16 protein-coding genes are annotated in these 16,948 nt (G+C 70.3%); 5 read left to right on the top strand and 11 right to left on the bottom strand.

The window, feature by feature from the left end; translation table 11 throughout:
* Window positions 1-16 precede the first annotated feature (16 nt).
* Window positions 17-1,414, bottom strand: coding sequence for an MFS transporter (locus ACFVXE_RS11505; protein WP_389670830.1), 1,398 nt, complete (start codon window positions 1,412-1,414; stop codon window positions 17-19).
* A 162-nt stretch (window positions 1,415-1,576) separates the two neighbouring features.
* Here ACFVXE_RS11505 and ACFVXE_RS11500 point away from each other — a divergent pair, with 162 nt between their 5' ends.
* Window positions 1,577-3,100, top strand: coding sequence for a class I adenylate-forming enzyme family protein (locus ACFVXE_RS11500; RefSeq protein WP_389670829.1), 1,524 nt, complete (start codon window positions 1,577-1,579; stop codon window positions 3,098-3,100).
* An 83-nt stretch (window positions 3,101-3,183) separates the two neighbouring features.
* Here ACFVXE_RS11500 and ACFVXE_RS11495 read toward each other — a convergent pair whose 3' ends face one another.
* From ACFVXE_RS11495 to ACFVXE_RS11475, 5 genes are all read right to left on the bottom strand, one after another.
* A complete protein-coding gene (locus ACFVXE_RS11495; protein WP_389670828.1) occupies window positions 3,184-4,041 on the bottom strand; it encodes a 3-carboxyethylcatechol 2,3-dioxygenase in 858 nt (285 codons plus the stop codon).
* Window positions 4,042-4,070: 29 nt separating this feature from the next.
* Window positions 4,071-5,012 (bottom strand): LLM class flavin-dependent oxidoreductase, encoded by a 942-nt coding sequence (locus tag ACFVXE_RS11490; RefSeq protein ID WP_389670827.1) that lies wholly within the window; start codon window positions 5,010-5,012, stop codon window positions 4,071-4,073.
* Window positions 5,009-5,650 (bottom strand): PaaI family thioesterase, encoded by a 642-nt coding sequence (locus ACFVXE_RS11485; protein ID WP_389670931.1) that lies wholly within the window; start codon window positions 5,648-5,650, stop codon window positions 5,009-5,011. Before ACFVXE_RS11485 ends, ACFVXE_RS11490 begins: the two co-directional genes overlap by 4 nt.
* 126 nt (window positions 5,651-5,776) lie before the next feature.
* Window positions 5,777-6,847 carry a phosphotransferase family protein gene (locus tag ACFVXE_RS11480; RefSeq protein WP_389670826.1) on the bottom strand — a complete coding sequence of 357 codons (1,071 nt, stop codon included), beginning with the start codon at window positions 6,845-6,847 and terminating at the stop codon, window positions 5,777-5,779.
* Window positions 6,848-6,932: 85 nt separating this feature from the next.
* Window positions 6,933-8,051 carry a TIGR03857 family LLM class F420-dependent oxidoreductase gene (locus ACFVXE_RS11475; protein ID WP_389670825.1) on the bottom strand — a complete coding sequence of 373 codons (1,119 nt, stop codon included), beginning with the start codon at window positions 8,049-8,051 and terminating at the stop codon, window positions 6,933-6,935.
* 224 nt (window positions 8,052-8,275) lie between these two features.
* Here ACFVXE_RS11475 and ACFVXE_RS11470 point away from each other — a divergent pair, with 224 nt between their 5' ends.
* The 4 genes from ACFVXE_RS11470 to ACFVXE_RS11455 all read left to right on the top strand — a co-directional run bounded on the left by ACFVXE_RS11470 (window position 8,276) and on the right by ACFVXE_RS11455 (window position 13,122).
* Window positions 8,276-9,715, top strand: a complete 1,440-nt coding sequence (locus ACFVXE_RS11470; RefSeq protein WP_389670824.1) for an aldehyde dehydrogenase — start codon at window positions 8,276-8,278, stop codon at window positions 9,713-9,715.
* A 50-nt stretch (window positions 9,716-9,765) separates the two neighbouring features.
* Window positions 9,766-10,710 (top strand): NAD-dependent epimerase/dehydratase family protein, encoded by a 945-nt coding sequence (locus ACFVXE_RS11465; RefSeq protein ID WP_389670823.1) that lies wholly within the window; start codon window positions 9,766-9,768, stop codon window positions 10,708-10,710.
* A gap of 51 nt (window positions 10,711-10,761) precedes the next feature.
* Window positions 10,762-11,970, top strand: coding sequence for a cytochrome P450 (locus ACFVXE_RS11460; RefSeq protein ID WP_389670822.1), 1,209 nt, complete (start codon window positions 10,762-10,764; stop codon window positions 11,968-11,970).
* Window positions 11,971-12,693: 723 nt separating this feature from the next.
* Window positions 12,694-13,122: a hypothetical protein gene (locus tag ACFVXE_RS11455; protein ID WP_389670821.1), complete on the top strand. Its 429-nt coding sequence runs from the start codon at window positions 12,694-12,696 to the stop codon at window positions 13,120-13,122.
* A 69-nt stretch (window positions 13,123-13,191) separates the two neighbouring features.
* Here the strand turns inward: ACFVXE_RS11455 and ACFVXE_RS11450 are convergent, their stop codons facing one another.
* Genes ACFVXE_RS11450 through ACFVXE_RS11430 form a run of 5 tightly spaced genes read right to left on the bottom strand, consistent with a single transcriptional unit; the run spans window position 13,192 to window position 16,658 of the window.
* Window positions 13,192-13,701, bottom strand: coding sequence for a hypothetical protein (locus ACFVXE_RS11450; RefSeq protein WP_389670820.1), 510 nt, complete (start codon window positions 13,699-13,701; stop codon window positions 13,192-13,194).
* Between the two features lie 41 nt (window positions 13,702-13,742).
* Entirely contained in the window at window positions 13,743-15,209 is a 1,467-nt protein-coding gene (locus ACFVXE_RS11445) for a tyrosine-type recombinase/integrase (RefSeq protein WP_389670819.1), read from the bottom strand.
* Entirely contained in the window at window positions 15,206-15,541 is a 336-nt protein-coding gene (locus tag ACFVXE_RS11440; RefSeq protein WP_307679748.1) for a helix-turn-helix transcriptional regulator, read from the bottom strand. Before ACFVXE_RS11440 ends, ACFVXE_RS11445 begins: the two co-directional genes overlap by 4 nt.
* Window positions 15,541-15,933: a tyrosine-type recombinase/integrase gene (locus ACFVXE_RS11435; protein ID WP_389670818.1), complete on the bottom strand. Its 393-nt coding sequence runs from the start codon at window positions 15,931-15,933 to the stop codon at window positions 15,541-15,543. Before ACFVXE_RS11435 ends, ACFVXE_RS11440 begins: the two co-directional genes overlap by 1 nt.
* Complete coding sequence (locus tag ACFVXE_RS11430) at window positions 15,927-16,658, bottom strand: hypothetical protein (RefSeq protein WP_389670817.1); 732 nt, start codon at window positions 16,656-16,658, stop codon at window positions 15,927-15,929. The genes ACFVXE_RS11435 and ACFVXE_RS11430 overlap by 7 nt, the downstream gene beginning before the upstream one ends.
* Window positions 16,659-16,948: the final 290 nt, after the last annotated feature.

Here is a 16,948-nt window from a genome sequence, read left to right as displayed (position 1 = left end):
TCACGCGTGGGCGCGCTCAGCCGACCGCCGCCGGGGCCTCCGGTTCAACGGTGGGCACCGGCTTGTGGATCGCCGTCGCGCTGCGCCCGCCGAGCGCGAGGACGACGACCGAGATGAGCCCCCAGGCGAGGAAGCCCAGCCACCCGATGGCGTTGGTGCCGAGCGCCCCGAGAACGCTCGCGATGGTGAACGGTGCGATGACGTTGGTGAGCCGTCCGACCGAGTAGCCGATGCCGCTGCCACGCGCACGCAGGTCGGTGGGGAACTGCTCGGCCGCGTACGCGGCGATCATCGGCAGCCCCGTGCCCACGGTGAACTGGACGACCGCGCCCGCGAGCACAATCGCGACCTGGTTCGTCGAGAGCCCGAAGACGGCCATGGCGACGGCGGCCACCGACATGAAGCCGACGATGGCCGCGCGGCGCGGGAAGCGGTGCCCGAACAGGACGGTGACGGTCGAGCCGAGCACTGTCCCGTAGAGCATCGTCGAGGACATCGAGAGCGCCTCGTCCGGGGTGAAGCCGCGCAAGCCGAGCAGGGAGGGCGTCCAGCTGTTCATGATCTGCATGCCGAGCGAGTGGCAGACCCACACGATCATCACCATGACCATCCCGAACAGCAGCCGTCCCCGGAAGAGTTCGCCGGGCCCGCCGTCCCCCTCGGCCTCCGGCGTCTCGAGCGGTGCGGGCACCGGGACAGGCAGCGGGGCTCCCTTGCGCCGCTCAAGGTCGCGCTCGATGGCGCCGAGCACCGCCTCCGCCTCGTCCTCGCGGCCCTCGGCGGCGAGCCAGCGCGGGGACTCGGGGATCGCGCGGATCGCGGGCAACGCGATCAGCCCGAGGATGCCGACGGCGAAGATCACGCGCCAGCCGTTCTCGCCCATCGGGATCACAGCGCGCGCGAGGTGGGTCAGCCCTATCGAGCCGACGGCGCCGCAGCCGATTCCCAGGCCGAGGCCGAACGCCCGGCGGCGCGGAGGGAACACCTCCGCGAGGTAGACAATCATGCTGATGTAGGTGAGCCCGAGGCCGATCCCTGCGATGAAGCGGATCCCGACGAGCATCGGCACGTTGACCGAGAGCGAGCTGAGTCCGGAGAAGACCGACATCAGGACGATGCCCCAGGTGAGCATCTGCCGTCGGCCGTACCGGTCGCCCCGCCCGGCGATGATCGAGCCGACGAGGAGACCGAGGTACATCGAGGAGATGACGAAGGCGACGCCGTCGAGGTTCGTGTGGAGCCGCTCGGGCAGCGAAGGGGCGACCATGCCGGCGGCGGTCTGGTCGCCGACCTCGAAAAGGAAGGCGACGACCGCGCAGACCAGGACGCGGCGGTGGAACGGGCCATAGGGGAGGCGGTCGAGTCGGGCCGCGGTCAGCGCGCGGTAGTGCGGGGGTGCGGAGCCGGTTGGCATGACACTTCCCTTCGAGAGAAAAGAACACACAGAGTCAGAAGTGCGCTGCGTGCAGAAAATAGCCTCGCGCGGGACGGCCGAGCAAGACCCGTGCACATCAGCAGCGTTTTCCCGATGCAGCCCCTCTCCACAAATGACGTTCCAGTTAGATATGTTGTGGGGATGACAGATACCCCTCAGCTCCCCGCGCCGGTGCTGCGCGGCTCGTACGCCTCCCTCGGCGAGGCGCTGACCGCTGCGGCCGCGCAGTTCGGCTCCCGCGAGGCCTATGTGGACGGCGGCGAGCGGATCAGCTTCGCCGAGTGGGACCGGCAGGCGGACGCGGTCGCCGGTGAGCTGGCCACGCGCGGCGTGGAGCGGGGCGACGTCGTCGCGCTCATGCTGCCCTCGGGCGCCGCCTACGCGGTGGCCTACGCGGCGGTGGTGCGCCTGGGCGCCGTCGTCACCGGGCTCAACACCCGCCTCGGCCCGCGCGAGACGCACGCCGTGCTCGACCGCTGCCGCCCGGCGCTCGTCATCCGGGACGAGGAGGACGGCCTCCTCCCCGACGTCACGCAACCGGTGTTTTCCGCAAAGGCGTTGAACACCGCACGGCACGCAGGCACGCGTCCGCGCGCTCTTCCCCAGCTCACCCGGGCGGACCCCGCGGTGATCATCTGGACGAGCGGGACGACGGGCACCCCCAAGGGTGCCTGGTACGACCACGCAGGCCTGGAGGCCGCGGTGCGGACCTCGGGTGTGATGAGCACGCCGTTCGACCGCAAGCTCGTCGCGACGCCCTTCGCGCACGCCGGCTACATGGCGAAGGTCTGGGACCAGCTCGCCTGGGGGGCGACCCTCGTCATCGGCCAAGTACCGTGGAAGGCCGCGGAGATGGCAGAGATCCTGGGCGCCGAGCGAATCACTGTCGCGGGCGGGGTGCCCACCCAGTGGACCAAGCTGCTCGAGCTCCCGGACTCGGCGCGTGCTCCGTGGCCGCACCTGCGCCTGGGGATCTCGGCCACCGCCCCAGCCGCGCCCGAACTGGTGCGCAGGGTCAACGAGGTCCTCGGGGTGCCCCTCGTCGTGCGCTACGCCATGACGGAGTCGCCCAGCATCAGCGGCACGGAGCCACAGGACCCGCCCGAGGTGCAGTTCCGTACGGTGGGGCGCCCGCAGAACGGCGTCGAGGTACGGGTCGTGGACGAGGAGGAGCATCCGCTTCCGCCCGGCGGGACCGGCGCCGTGCGGGTACGTGGAGCCGCGGTGATGCGCGGCTACTGGCGCGATCCCGAGCGGAGCGCGGCCGCGCTGGACGCCGGGGGGTGGCTGCATACCGGTGACGTGGGCCACTACACCGAGGCGGGTCACCTGGTACTCACCGGGCGGTCCTCCGACGTCTACATCCGCGGCGGCTACAACGTCCATCCTCTGGAGGTGGAGAACGTGCTGAGCGAGCATCCGGAAGTCGCGCGGGCGGCCGTCGTGGGTACCGCGGCACCGGTGATCGGCGAGATCGGGGTGGCCTTCGTCGTGCCGCGCGACCCGGCCGCCCCTCCGGACCTGGCGGAACTGCGGCAGTTCACCCGCGGTCACCTGGCCGACTACAAGTCACCGGACCGGCTCGTGATCGTCGACGCGCTCCCGCTGACGCCCATGCTCAAGGTGGACCGTCGCGCCCTTCGGACGAGTGCGGCGGCAGGCTGAGGCATCGGTCCCACGGCGGGCCGGCGACGCTGCCGGCCCGCCGAAGGCCCTGGGGACAGGTGGGCCCGGCGAGGGCGGTTCCCTCACCCCGTCGCGGCCACCGCCATCCCGGTGATCCACTCCTCCACGACCTGGTAGCGCAGGGTCCGCAGTCCCCCGCCCCCGGTCGCGCCGGCTGCGAGCCAGGTGCGTACCTCGTTCGCGCCGACGCCGGCACGCTCGGTCGCCTCGCCGGTCAGTTTCACGAGAGCGGGCTCGTCCCAGGCGGCCACGGCATCCAGGAACGCGGCGTCCCACTCCGGATTGATCTTCTTGCGGGCGTCCTCGGCGCCGACGGCGATGAGCCGGGCGCGCTCCTCGTCGGCGAGCTCGAAGGTGTCCACCTCCAGGCTGGGCGGTGAGTGGGAGAGACCGCCGGTGCCGATGACGAGGACCCGTTCCGTCAGGCCGTCCAGGAAGGAACCCGCGGCGCGGCCGAAGGCGAGGGCCCGCTCGGCCGGGGGCAGCGGCGGGGTCGCGCAGTTGACCGGCAGGGGGATCACCGGCGTCCGGTCGAGGCCGCCGAGCAGGTCGCGCAGCGGCTGGGCGAAGGCGTGGTCGAGCTCGATCTTCCGGCACACGGCGACGTCGATTCCCGAACGCAGCAGGTGCTCGCTCATCGCCCGGGCGGTGTCCCCGGGAACGTCCAGGGTCGCCGCGGGGTGCCCGGCCTCGGCCATGACGCCCGCGGACAGCGCGATCGCGAAGGCGGGGACCACGTGGCGAAAGGCCCTGCGGTGGTCGCCGCCGAAGAGGATGACGAGCTCGGGGTCGAACGCCGCCACCTCCTCGCGGGCTCGGGCGAGCCCGTCGCGGAACTCCCTGCCCTGCGCCTTCTCCGTGTCCCGCTCCATACCGGGGCTGTGACTGGCGCACACCACCAGTCGTCGGCCTGTCGTCATCGTGTCCTCCTCGTCGTCGACATGGATATTCAGTGGGTGGCTCGTGCGTCGCCGGCCGTGCGGGACCGGACCTTCGCGGCGACCTCGTGGGCGAAGTGCGCCACGGCCTCGGTGCTGCGCGGATCGTGGAGGCGGACGACGAACAGTTCGACGCCCTCGGCCCGCTCCGCGTGGAACAGCTCGACCAGTTCGCCTGCGGTACCCACGAAGGGCCGCCCCCATGACGGTTCCGGCATCCGCCGTGCGACCGCGGACTCGACCTGTGCCCGGTCGGCCCCGGAAGCGACGAGCCCCACGGCGTACTGGGCGGAAATGCGCGCGCCGCCGCGCAGGGGCGCGAGTCGGGAGAGCCGGTGGCGGGCGGATCCGGGGCAGTTCCACCAGTCGGCGTGCGCGGCGACCAGAGGCATCGTCAGGGCCCGTCCCGCTCCACCGATGTGCACCGGGATACGGCCCTGCACAGGGGTGGGCAGCCCGTAGGCGCCACGCAGCGTGAACGTCTCACCGATGTGGTCAAAGGGCTGGCCCGTCCACATCTTCGCCAGGATCTCCAGGGTCTCCCCGAGCTCCCGTGACCTGCGACCGCGGGACCTGTCACCGAGCCCGAAGGCGACGAGCTCCTCGTCGACCGAGCCCCAGCCCAGGCCGAGGTCCAGCCGGCCGCCGCTGATGTGGTCAACGGTCGCGGCCATCTTCGCCAGCAGCGCCGGCGGCCGCAGCGGGTTGCAGCCGACGAGGTGGCCGAGGCGCACTCGGCGGGTCGCGGTGGCCAGCGCGGTCAGGAGCGTCCAGCTCTCCAGGACGTCGGTGGGCGGGGCGCCCGGCGTCAGGAGGTGGTCCATGAGCCAGAACGAGTCGAAGCCGTGGGTGTCGGCGGCGACGGCCAGGGACCTCACCGTGTCCACGTCCGTCCGGAACTGCGGGACGTACAGCCCGAACTGGGGCGGGCCTGGTGCCGGATGGGTGCTCACGGCTGGCCCGGGAGCAGCCTGACGAAGAGGGCTTCGACATCGGCGAGCAGAGAATCCCCCTCGTGGAGCCGGCCGGTGACGTAGGTCTTGCGGCCCTCCGTCCGGTCGATGACGGCGTCGATCCGCAGAGGCCGGTGGATGGGAGTGACCCTGCGGTAGTTGACATGGAGGTAGGCGGTCCGGCAGCGGTATTCCTCCTGGCTGGCGACGAACACGCCGAGCACGTCGTCGAAGAGCAGCGGAAGCATGCCGCCGTGCACGGCGCCGTTGCCGCCGACGTGTGCGGGTCCGAACTCCACGGCGGCGCGCAGGGTGCGGTCCTCGCAGGAGATGATCTCGTACGGGATGAGCAGCGGGTGGCCGGGACCGCCGGAGGCCGAACCGCCGGCCAGGCGCTCGTCCTCGCCGACCCGGTGGGCGGCGAGGTGGTCGGCGATCTCCTCCAGGGGACCGACGAGTGCCGAGGTGAGGTCGGCGGGCGGCGCGCTGAAGGCGGCGGTGGCGTGGACACGCCGCAGCGCTCCCAGCAGCTCGCCGAAGGATTCGGCGTCAGGTGTGTCCCAGGCCGGGTTGTGCCTCCACGGGACGGGCCCTTCGGGCGGCAGGGCCGCTTCGGTGTCGACGACGGTGTGCGACATATTCGTCAAGTGTCCTTGTCCTTCGGAGCGTTTTCCGTGGGTGGTGCGGGTTCTTCCTGTCGGAGCGGCCAGGAAGCCGGGACTGCCGGGGCCGTCGGAGCATCGGCCGGGAAGCCGGGGTGCTGTTCAGCGCGAGGCAGGTCCGGACGGTGTGCGATGGCGCAGATAGTCCGGCGAGAGCTCGGGCACGGGAAGGCCCAGACGCCGGGCGAGACTCCGGGTGACGGCGTTGCCGCGCCCCATGTCGGTGCCGGCGGGAAAACGGCCCGCGCTCACGCCGAGGTCGGCCTGCCGGATCAGGGTGGTGGCGAGGAAGAAGCTCTGCAGCACCTCGAAGTAGTCGAGGCAGTACGGGGTGCGGCCGGACACTCGCGCGTAGCGGTCGAGGATCTCCTCCCGGCCGGGGAAGCCGGGCAGCCGTGCCACCCCTTCCGGGGTGGCGAATTCGTCGAAGACGAGCCAGTGCGCCACATCGATCTCCGCGGGCCCGATCGCGGCGACCTCCCAGTCGATGACGGCGGCGGCCGAGAGATCCGCGCCGAAGATCATGTTGCCGGGGCGGGCGTCACCCCACAGCAGCACCGGCTCACTCCCCCGTACCTCGGGCAGCCGTGCTTGCAGGTACTCCCAAGCCGCGTCGGTGACCGGGAAGGGCCGGCCTTGTGTGGCCCATCGGTACCAGCGCCCGAGACGGCCCACATGCGCGGCGAGCGCTCTCCGTCCCGCCGCCCTGTGACCCGGCTCCCCCGCCTGCAGTGCCTCGTCGGCACCCGGCAGAAAGGTGAGAGCGTTCCGCCAGTCGGTACGGTGCACGGCGGCCAGTGCGTCCAGCGCGGAGCCCCACACATGGTGCCGCTCGGCCGCCGTGAGCGTCGGCAGCCAGCCGGCGGTGTGGATCGACGGCTTCCCCGTCGGTACGGTCCCCGGCACCCGGGCCATGACGAAGAAGCGCGCCCCGAGCACCGCGGGGTCCTCCTCCGCTCCGATCACCTTCGGCACCGGTACCCCGGTACCGGCGAGCGCGCGCAGCGTCCGGTACTCGTCGAGGACGTCGGCTTCCAGGAAGATCCCGTCCGAGGGCGGCTGACGCTTCATCACGAAGGCGTCCTCCCGGGGGATTTCGGTTTGCTCCCACTTCACGTCGAAGATGAGGATGTCGCCCGACTGCCCGGCGCCGGGCAGACGCGACTCGCCCACGCGCACGTCGTGGACGCCCGGACCGAGTCTTTCCGCCAGCCACGGTCCGAGACGAGCCCGCAGGACCGGGTCCGTCCGCCCGGCCTCAGCGGAGCGCACCGGTGCTCCCGCCCCACACCGCCGAGTAGCGGGCCGACAGTGCGGCGACCTGTTCCCCGACCATGCCGTGCAGAATCAGTTCGTCGGCGCCCGCCGCCGTGTAGTCGGCGAGCCTGCGCGCGCAGTCGTCCGCGTCGCCGAGTGCTGCGGAGGCCGGGATCCAGTGGTCGGGCATGCCCGCGCACAGGGCGATGAGTTCGGGGCGGCCGAGGTGTTTGTCCGCGGGAAGCCCGCCGAGCGCCGTGAGGGCGGGCTGGTCTCGGTAGCGGGCCAGGTCGGCGGCTTCCCAGCCGTTCGCACGGACCAGTGCGTCCCCGAGCCCGGGGACGGAGAAGTAGCCGGCGGCACGCGCCCGGACGGCCAGATCCTCCTCGGGCGGCGAAGCGTCGGGGGCGACGACGACCGTGGCGACGCAGCGCACCGCGTCGGGGTCCCGCCCGGCCCGTGCCGCGACCTCCCGCACTCGCCGAACCGATTCCCGCACCCCGTCGACCGTCAGGAACGGGTGGAGGATCACCCCGTCGTAGGAGGCTCCGGCGACTTCGAGGGTGCGCGGCCCGACCGCGGCGAGCAGCAGGGGCGGCGGTGCGACATCGGGGCGCCGGGGCAGCCGGAGACCCGGATAGCTGCCCGCGGGTCCGTCGTAGGAGACGGTCTCACCGGCCCAGAGCCGGCGCAGGATGTCCGCGGTGTCGGCGAGGGAGCGCAGGGTCGGCGCCGGTACGCCGTAGGAGTCCCAACGCCAGCTCGCCGAGCGGCCGAACCCGAGGACGAAACGGCCCCCGGTCAGCGACTGCAGGGTCTGCCCCATGGACGCGAGCACCATGGGGTGGCGAAGCCCGGTGTGGGTGACGGCCGCCCCGATCCGCACCCGCGAGGTGATCTGTCCGATCGCGCCCGCGAGGGACGGCAGGTCCTTGCTGTCGTACCGCTCGCCGATCCATACGGCGTCCAGGCCGAGGCGCTCGGCCGCCCGGGCCTGCGCCAGCCCCTCACGGGGGTCGTCGACGCCGCCGGGCAGGACGTAACAGCCGAGTCCCCCGGCCGTCCGACGGAGCTGGTGGTTGCTGATGACTGCCTCCCGAGGATGCGACTCTGCTTGCATGGAAAGCTATACATCTGACATCACTGTCGCAATGGACGAAGCAGGCTTGGCTTCTCAGTCCACCAGGATTTTCAACCACAAAGCGGACCGTCGGCTCTCTCACGCAATTATTCGCGACATGGACGTTGACCCATATCTGACAGCGAAGTTATCTTTCACCCACCGTATCGGCTGTGTCGCTCACGCCGGGACCGAGCCGTACCCGCGAAAGCGAGGATCTCTTCGTGCAGGACCATCAGAAGCTCTTCATCGACGGTGCGTGGACCACCCCAGGGAGCACGGAACGGCTGGAGGTGTACTCCCCCGCCACCGAGGAGCGGATCGGCAGTGTGCCGCTGGCCTCGGCCGCTGACGCCGACCGGGCCGTCGCCGCGGCGCGGCGCGCCTTCGACGACGGCGGCTGGACCGGCCTGGACGTCAAGGAGCGGACAGCAGCCGTCGGCCGCTTCGCGGACGCCGTCACGGCACGCGCCGACGCGTTCGTCGACGTACTCACGGCCGAGGTCGGCCTGCCCCGCGCTACCCTTCCGGCCGGTCAGATCGCCAAGACGCAGGGGGTTTTCGCGGCGTACACCGAGCTCGCCGAACGCTATCCGTGGGCCGAGACCCGGGACGGCTCACGCGGACGCACCCTGCGCGTGCACCGCAGGCCCGTCGGCGTGGTGGTCGCCATCGTGCCGTGGAACGCGCCGCTGTTCATCAGCGCCCTCAAGCTCGCCCCGGCGTTGATCGCGGGTGCCACTATCGTCCTCAAGCCATCGGAAGAGGCCCCGCTGCACGCGCAGTTGCTCGCGGAGTGCGCCCTCGACGCGGGTCTGCCGCCCGGGGTGCTGAATATCGTCCCCGCGTCGGCCGAGGTGAGCGAGCACCTGATCCGCCACCCGGACGTCGACAAGGTGAGCTTCACGGGCTCCACCTCCGTGGGCCGCCGAATCGGCGAACTGTGCGGCCACGACCTGCGACGCTGCACGCTGGAGCTGGGCGGCAAGTCGGCGGCGCTGCTCCTTGACGACCTGGAGCCCACGGCCGACACCGCCAAGGCCCTGGTCATGGGGGCGATGGCCAACAGCGGCCAGATCTGCGCCGCACAGGCTCGCATCCTGGTGCCCCGCCGACGCCACCGGCAGACCGTGGAAGCCCTGGCGGAAGCGGTCGCGGCGCTGCGGGTCGGGGACCCGCAGGACACCGCCACACAGATCGGCCCGGTGATCTCCGAGCGCCAGCGGAGCCGGGTGGAACGCCTGGTCTCACTGGGCCGTTCGCAGGGAGCCCGGCTGGTGCACGGCGGTTCCCGTGCGGGCCTCGACCGCGGCTGGTACGTCGAGCCGACACTCTTCGACGAGGTCACGCCGGACATGACCATCGCCCGCGAGGAGATCTTCGGGCCCGTCGCCACGGTCCTCACCTATGACGACGAGGACGAGGCGGTTGCGCTCGCCAACGACTCCGACTACGGCTTGGCGGGCGCCGTGTGGAGCAGCGATCCCGACCGTGCGGAGCAGGTCGCCGGACGGTTCCTGGCGGGCTCCGTGGCAGTCAACTCACCGTCCCCGCTGGACCCCTTCGGGCCGTTCGGCGGGTTCAAGCAGTCGGGCCTCGGCCGCGAGGGCGGCCCCGAGGGCTTCGACGCCTACATCGAGTTCCAGACCATCGTCCGCGCCTGAGCGGCCTCACCCGGCGGGCCTCGCGGCCCGCCGCCATCGGGAGACAGCACATGTCCATTCTTGTTCTGGGAAGTTCCGGCCTGGTGGGCCGCGAGCTCGTGCACACCCTCGCCGCCGCCGGCCACCACGTCGTGGCCTGTGACGTGACCGCACCCGTCGACGCGGAGGGCCGTGCCGGTGAGTCGATCACATACGCGCGCGGTGACATCTCCCGCCTCGACCAGATGGTCGACCTGATGCAACGCCACGAGATCTCCGAGGTGGCCTGCCTGTCGTACGTCATGGGTCCGCTCATGTCACCGGACTTCTCCGACTTCCTGCTCGCCTCGCAGATCAACGTCATAGGCATCACGAACGTACTGGAGGCGGCACGGCTCACCGGGGTGCGCCGGCTGCTGCTGGCCAGCACGGTGGGCACCTACGGCCCCCAGGAGTTGTACGGCGACCGCCCGGTGACCGAGGACGATCTGCTCGCCCCGCGCAGCATGTACGGCCGGATGAAGGCACTCAACGAGGCGGTCGCCGACCGCTACGCACAGGTCCACGGCATGGAGGTGGTGAAGGTCAGGCCGTCGTCGATCCTCGGTCCCGGCAGCACCATCTGGCCGTCCCGGCTGATCGAACGGCTCGCCGTGGGCGAGACCGGTCTCGCCCCGTACGGCCCGCAGGCCAGGGACAACGTCATCGCGGTCCAGGACCTGACCGCCCTGCTCACCGAGCTGCTGACTCGGCCCGCACTCCGCCACGACACCTACCTCGCCTGCGGACACAACGTGTCGATGGCGGAACTCGTAGCGCTTCTTGGTGAGTTGCTTCCCAGTGGGGTCATCGATTACCCGGCGAACCCGGACCGCGCCCCCAGTTACGCACAGGTCTTCGACAACAGTCGTGCCGTGTCCGAGTTCGACTGGAAGCTGAGGTCCGTCCACGACTCGGTCCGTCTGCACATCGACGGCGTCCGCCGCGAGGCGGGCCTCGGTCCCATCTCCTGGTGAACGTGGCCTGCACCACCGTGACCTCCTGAACCGCCTCCGCTGGAGCCAGCCATGCCGATCACCACCACCCCCGCCTTCCAGCCCGATCTGACCGCCCCCGACTTCTTCTCCGGCGACCCCCATCCCGCCTATACGCGGCTGCGGGCCGAGTCTCCTGTGCACTGGTGCGAGCAGGGCGACTTCTGGGCCCTGTCCAGGTACGAGGACGTCCGCGCCGTCGGACGTGACACCACCCTCTTCTCGTCCACGCGCGGCACCCTGATCTCCGACGCGCACGACCGCGACGGCAACGGCCCGCACATGCCCGGCGCCTCCCACATGATCCGCAGCGACGCGCCCGACCACACCGAGCTGCGCAGACTCGTCTCCGGGGCCTTCACCCCGAAGGCCGTCGCTGCCATGACGGACAAGGCACGCCGAATCGTCCGGGACCTCCTGAAGGGGATCGACGCCGACAGGGTCAGCAATGCAGTGGAGGCCCTGTCCGCTCCGGCCACCACCTACGTGATCGCCGAACTCCTCGGTGTACCCCGCGACCGGTGGCCGGAGTTCTGGAGGTGGACCAACAGCGCGATGCTCCAGACGGACGCCCGCACAGAACCTGAACACGCGTCCAACATCGCCGAATTGCTGGAGTTCTTCCGCGAACTGTGCGCACTGCGCCGGTCCGATCCGAAGGACGACGTCGTATCGGCCCTGGTGCACGGGGAGTTCCGTGGGCAGCCTCTGTCGGAGGTCAACCTGCTGACCTTCTGCAAGCTGCTCCTGGGCGCCGGCACCGAGACCACCCGCGGGCTGGTCACCGGTGGCCTGCAACTCCTGTCCGAGCACCCCGACCAGCGGGCGCTGCTCGTCCGGCAGCCGGAGCTGATGGCTCCGGCCGTCGAGGAGATGCTGCGCATGGTCAGTCCGGTGGTCGCCTTCGGCCGGTCCGCCACGGCCGACACCGAGATCCGCGGGCAGTCCATCGCCCAGGGCGACTACGTCGTGATGCTCTACCAGAGCGCCAATCGCGACGAGGACGTCTGGGAGCGCTCCGAGGAGTTCGACATCACCCGGCCGGTGAAGCGCAACGTGGCCTTCGGCTTCGGGCCGCACATCTGCGTCGGTGCGCCGCTCGCCCGGATGGAGGCCGCCGTCATTTTCGGCGAACTCCTCGCCAGGTTCCCCGACTTCGAAGTGGTAGGGGCACCGCACAAGCGGGGTTCCACGCTCGTGTCGATGGTGGACGACCTACCGGTCCGGTTCGGCGGCCGCTGAGCCGGTGGAAGGGGCGGGGCGAACTCGGCGTCGACTCTGTCGCTCCACGAGTCCCGCAGGCACTCGACAGCGGTCCGTCCGCGTCCTGACGCAGGTCCAGCATCAGCCCGGTCCATGGTGCCGGGGCCGGACACCAGCTCCTCGCGCCGGCCGGCCGGGTTGCGCAGCAGCTCCGCCGCCGGCGGGACCGGACCGGCGGCCCTGGACTTCACGCGCTGCGAGAATGCGACGGGGGAGCAGGGACATGGGCGTGGTTACGGGTGTGAGCCGCGCCCCGGGCTTGGAGCCGCCCCTGATCTCCGCGGTCCGGGCCGGGGACGCCAAGTTGGTGGAGAGCCTACTTTTGGGCGGCAGTGATCCCGACGTGCGCGACGCCGACGGAACGCTCGCGTTCTGGCTTGCCGTCGGGTCGTACTCCGCGTCGAGCGCCCAACCGCTGCTCGATTTCGGCGCCGATCCCGGGCAGTGCGGGCCGGACGTGTTACCGCTGTACGAGGCGGTCGATTCGGCCCGGCCGGCGCTGGTCGAGGTGCTTGTGGACAGCAGGGTCCGTGGGCGGTACGCGAGACCGAGCTTCTGGAGGCGCGGGACCTTGCCCGCCATTGGCACGAGACGGGGGTCGAAGCCGAACTGCGGCGGCGCGCGGGGACCCGGGATGCCGTCGTCCGTACCCGGATTCAGGACGCCGAGTTCAGCGGCGTCGACTAGCTCGCCCTCGGCGGGTTGACCGTGCGGGACGGGCACGCGGCGATCCTCACACGCCTGGAGGAACTGCTCGGTATCCGTACCTCCTTCGAGGAGCTCATGGACCGGGCCCTGACGTACCCCGACCAGGACCACACCGCGTGGTGCAATGCCACCCTTTTGCTGGCCCACCGGCGCGATCAGGAGACCTGGACGGCTGCCGCGGCGCTGTGCACGCATCCGGACCCATCCCGCCGGTTGTTCGGTGCCGAAGTGCTGCGGCTGACCCATCTCTTCGACGACAGCGACGAGGACCCGTTCGCCGGCCCGGCCCTGGACATCTTCACCGACTGGTCGACCAGGGAAACGGACGGGCTCGCTCTCCACAACGACGAGCGGTGTGTGGAAGCCGCCCGCCGCCTTGGCCCGGCGCAGCCCGGCTCCCTTGACGGGGTAGCGTACTGGTAGGAGTCTGTGATCAGGTGACCTGTAATCGAGGGCTTGCGCTGCTTCCGATTACCGTCTGTCAGGGCGGCCTCAGGTAGCCCTTTGTGTTGCGGTGTCGGGGTCGATGTCTCGGTGCCATAGCCGCGCGCGGACCCTCTCCCACCGCTCAGCAGGCAGCCTCCACCCGATCACCGTTCCGGTGTCGCTTGCGGAGAAGGAGACTCCGGATCCCGTCGGCCCCCAGATCTCTGCGGAGATGGTGTGCGGCACGAGGGTGATGAACCATTCGCGCTGCCGTTCGTCCGTCAGGTCCAGGACTACGGCAGTCTCCCCTTCCCGAGCCCCCGTCGCATCGACGATGGCGGCGAGGGCGGCCTGGGCATCCGAAGGCCAGGGGAGGTCGGAAATGAGATCAATGTCCGTCGAAGCCGCGTCAGGTGCCACCTCCCGGATCACCTCTTCAACGACTATCCGCGCTGTTTCGGGCGCGGTGCCTTCCAGAAGGAAGAGGTCAAGCGGACGTGGCCTCTGGCCACTGCGGCTTCCAAAGGGCCACGCGAATTCGGTGAGTGCGCGCGTGAGTGAGCGTTTGGCGGACATCGGACTGCCCTCTCCTCCGGTGAGGTTCTGCGCGGATCGTTTCATCGGGTGTGGTCGCCGGGGGCGTACTTCTTCCAGGCCCCTCCGACTTGGGCGGCGACGGCCTCGGTGTGGACGGCGTGGTAGCCGAGCATCCCCGCTATCACCGATGGCGGCGCCTGGAGGACGAGCTGCCTCAGGGTGGCGGTCCGGCCGTGGAGAGTGGGGATGCCTGCGGCAGTGAGTCGCTTGCCGAGGGCGGCGGGGTCCATGGGCTGCCCGGCCCGGCGTCCGGGGAAGAGCCAGTCGCTGGCGGGAAGAGTGCCGCCTGGCCGGTTCGGCCGTCCGGTGCGTAGGTAGTCGAGGAGCATGCCGGCGAAGGGCTCGGGGACCGGTGTGGGCGGATCGCCGAGGCGGAGTACGACCTGGTCAACGTCGTGCTGAACGTCATGAACGGTAAGCCGGACGAGCCGACGGACCGGCTGGGCATAGAGGAGGATCAGGGCGGTTGCGACCCGTTCCATGAGCGGGAGGTCATCGCTGGTCATGGCCTCGCGGATCAAGGCGATGCGGTGGTGCTGGCTGATCGGGGCCGGGTTCTCCGTGCGCATCGTGGGGACCTTCAACCGGGGCATCACCTGGTGGTCCATGCTCCAGCGCAGGAATGATTGGACGACGCGGCGGACAGTGGCCTTCTCGGCGAACCATGCGTCGAGGTCGGCCTGGGTGCACTCGCTGATGGCGCGGTCTCGGTCTGCGAGCCAGGTGAGGAAGGCGGCTGCCTGGATGAGCCGGGCACGGGCGGAGGTGACGGCCCCGGGGCCGAGGGGCCGCTTGGCGGCGGTGGCCCGGAGCTTGCGCAACAGGTGCCAGGCAGCGAAGCGGTTCAGGAGCTGACGGTGTTCAACGTCCTCGATGGTGTCGAGCCATTCGGGCAGTCGGCGTTCGAACAGCAGAAGGTGCCGGTCGCGGTGCGGCAGGACGCCGGTGTGCATGAGCAGGTCACGGACGTGGGCGACCGACCGCCAGGGCGACAGCGTGCTCAATCCCTCGTGAGTGAGGGGCACTTCGCCGAGGGCGAGGGCGCGCAGGATTTGCTGGACGTGTGGCTTGCCGACCCAGGTCAGCGTTGCCTTGGGGCGGGGCACGGACCTGACCTCTTCGAAGAAGGGAACAAGTTCGGGCCGGACGCGGCTGGCGCCGTTGTCAAGGAGCTCTTCCAGGCGTTCGGCCAGGACGCAGTTCCCGCATACTCCGCGCAGGTAGCGGCGGGCTTCGCGGCCGCAGCGTTCGCAGTGGAACTCGCCCAGGCCGCCCGCGCAGTTGGTGCACCACCGGCCGCCGTCCGGTGCGATGCCGGGGGTGAGACGGTCGACGCCGCAGCCGACACACTGCCCGTAAGTTTCCAGCGCGTGGTCGTAGCAGGCGGAGCACAGGTAGCCCTCGGGCCAGTGGGCGGCTCCGAGACGGACGGCCCGGTGACAGCGTGCGCAGAACAGGTCCTCGGGCCGGATGCGGGTGCGGCTCATTTCTCGGGGCGGACCCGTGCCCGCTTGGGACGGACCGTGGCCGCGAGGTCGACCACGTCGGCGCCGCCGGAAGCTGCGGTGCGGCGCGGGGCCGCGTTCTCCGCCTTGGTGGCGATCAACTCGGCGGGAGTGACGTCGAGGATGTCGCAGAGGGCGGCGAGGACGGGCAGGGACAGCCGCTCGGGGGTCTGGGTGACCAGTCGCCAGACCTGGACCGAGGACAGCTCGATGCCGCGGTCGGCCAGTAGCGGCGACAGGTCGGAGGCGACGAAGATGCCGCGCGTGGCCATCACCTCGCGCAGCCGCCACTGGTAGCTGACCTGGCGCTTCATCAGGCTCTCCTTGCCGGCCGCAGGGCGGCCTCCATCGTCGCGTCCAGCGCTCGGCGCAGGGTGCGGGTGCGGAAGTCGGAGGATACGCAGGTGTAGATCGCGGTCGTGGACGCGTAGTCGTGACCGACTTGTTCCTGGACGAACCGGGCGTCCCAGCCGTCCTCGATCAGGTGGGTCACGTACGACCTTCGAAAGGAGTGGAAGTCCAGTCCCTCGTCCAGGCCGAGCGCGTCCCGGTAGGCAGCGAAGCGGGTGTTCATCTGGGAGAAGCCGATGCGGGCCGAGCGTTCCGAAGGCCACAGAGCCCCGGTGCCGGAAGTGGCGAACAGTGGCCGGACCTCCTCGTTCCACTGCTGGAGGATCTCCGCCGACCAGTCCCAGACCGTCAACACGCTGCGGCGCTTCGGGGCGAGCCCTTTTTCGCCTTGCCGTGGCGGACGTAGCAGACGCCGTAGTCGCCGAACTCCGGGCCCTCGGGGTTGCGGCCGAAGTCGACCGTGTCCAGCATCCGGGTCTCGTTGCGACGCAGGCCGAAGGCGTACGCGGTCTTGAAGAGCACTGCGTCACGGAACGCGGGCAGCCAGCCCTTGCGGCCCCGGCCGCGAACCTTGGTGACCTGGTCGTCGGCGTAATCGAAGAACGCCTGCAACTCGTCCTGGGTAAAGGGCCACTTCGCCGCGTCGGCTTCGGCGTCCTCCACGTGCACCGCGGCATTCCACTCGTGCACGACCTGTATGGGATGGGTGCCGAAACGTTCTTCGCAGGTCGCCGCCCAGCCGTAGGCGGGGTCGACGGCGAACTCGCAGAACGAGCGTACGGCGCCTTGATAGTTGCGCAGCGTGGAGCGCTTCAGCCCGCGGACCGCTCGCAGATCGCCCATCCACTCGTCAAGCATCTGCGGCGACCAGGTCCACGGGAAGGCATCCGCATGCCGGGCGAACGCCCGCACCGTCTTCTCCCGGCCCTCGATCGTGGAGAACGCCAAGTTGCGTGCCAGCTGCTGATTGCGCCAGCCGTCCAGCATCGCGGTGAAGACCTGCTCGTCGGGCCGCAGCAGCGGCAGATCGCTGACCAGATGCAGCCCCGCTGCCCCCGGTGCGAGGCTGTTTCTGCTCATCAAAAGCACTCTCCGTCACTTACATCAGGCGAAGGAATCTTTCATCAGATGAAAGCTGATCGCAAACGTGCAGGTAGGAAGCCTGCCCCTGGTCGCGTTGAGGGCTACGGAATCGACTTGCCCGGCTGGAGAGACCGCATGCACTGAGGCCCTGGCCTGCGTCGATGAGTGACAGATCCTCCGGTGTGCAGCCCAACCGCAGTGCTGCATCAGATGAAATTGCGGTCGCTTCCGAGGTAAGCCCAAAAGCCGCCAGTACTTGATCTTGGCGCCCTGTGCAGTAGTGGCCG

Source organism: Streptomyces sp. NPDC058231 (assembly GCF_042882275.1).
GTDB lineage: Bacteria > Actinomycetota > Actinomycetes > Streptomycetales > Streptomycetaceae > Streptomyces.
The sequence above is the reverse complement of the archived record's forward strand: the minus strand, read 5'-3'. Positions and strand labels throughout refer to the sequence as shown.

Excerpts from the sequence above, each read along its gene's own strand:
- ACFVXE_RS11505 (WP_389670830.1), bottom strand. The coding sequence starts at position 1,414 with ATGCCAACCGGCTCCGCACCCCCGCACTACCGCGCGCTGACCGCGGCC.
- ACFVXE_RS11500 (WP_389670829.1), top strand. The coding sequence starts at position 1,577 with ATGACAGATACCCCTCAGCTCCCCGCGCCGGTGCTGCGCGGCTCGTAC.
- ACFVXE_RS11495 (WP_389670828.1), bottom strand. The coding sequence starts at position 4,041 with ATGACGACAGGCCGACGACTGGTGGTGTGCGCCAGTCACAGCCCCGGT.
- ACFVXE_RS11485 (WP_389670931.1), bottom strand. The coding sequence starts at position 5,650 with ATGTCGCACACCGTCGTCGACACCGAAGCGGCCCTGCCGCCCGAAGGG.
- ACFVXE_RS11475 (WP_389670825.1), bottom strand. The coding sequence starts at position 8,051 with ATGCAAGCAGAGTCGCATCCTCGGGAGGCAGTCATCAGCAACCACCAG.
- ACFVXE_RS11465 (WP_389670823.1), top strand. The coding sequence starts at position 9,766 with ATGTCCATTCTTGTTCTGGGAAGTTCCGGCCTGGTGGGCCGCGAGCTC.
- ACFVXE_RS11460 (WP_389670822.1), top strand. The coding sequence starts at position 10,762 with ATGCCGATCACCACCACCCCCGCCTTCCAGCCCGATCTGACCGCCCCC.
- ACFVXE_RS11450 (WP_389670820.1), bottom strand. The coding sequence starts at position 13,701 with ATGTCCGCCAAACGCTCACTCACGCGCGCACTCACCGAATTCGCGTGG.
- ACFVXE_RS11445 (WP_389670819.1), bottom strand. The coding sequence starts at position 15,209 with ATGAGCCGCACCCGCATCCGGCCCGAGGACCTGTTCTGCGCACGCTGT.
- ACFVXE_RS11440 (WP_307679748.1), bottom strand. The coding sequence starts at position 15,541 with ATGAAGCGCCAGGTCAGCTACCAGTGGCGGCTGCGCGAGGTGATGGCC.
- ACFVXE_RS11430 (WP_389670817.1), bottom strand. The coding sequence starts at position 16,658 with ATGAGCAGAAACAGCCTCGCACCGGGGGCAGCGGGGCTGCATCTGGTC.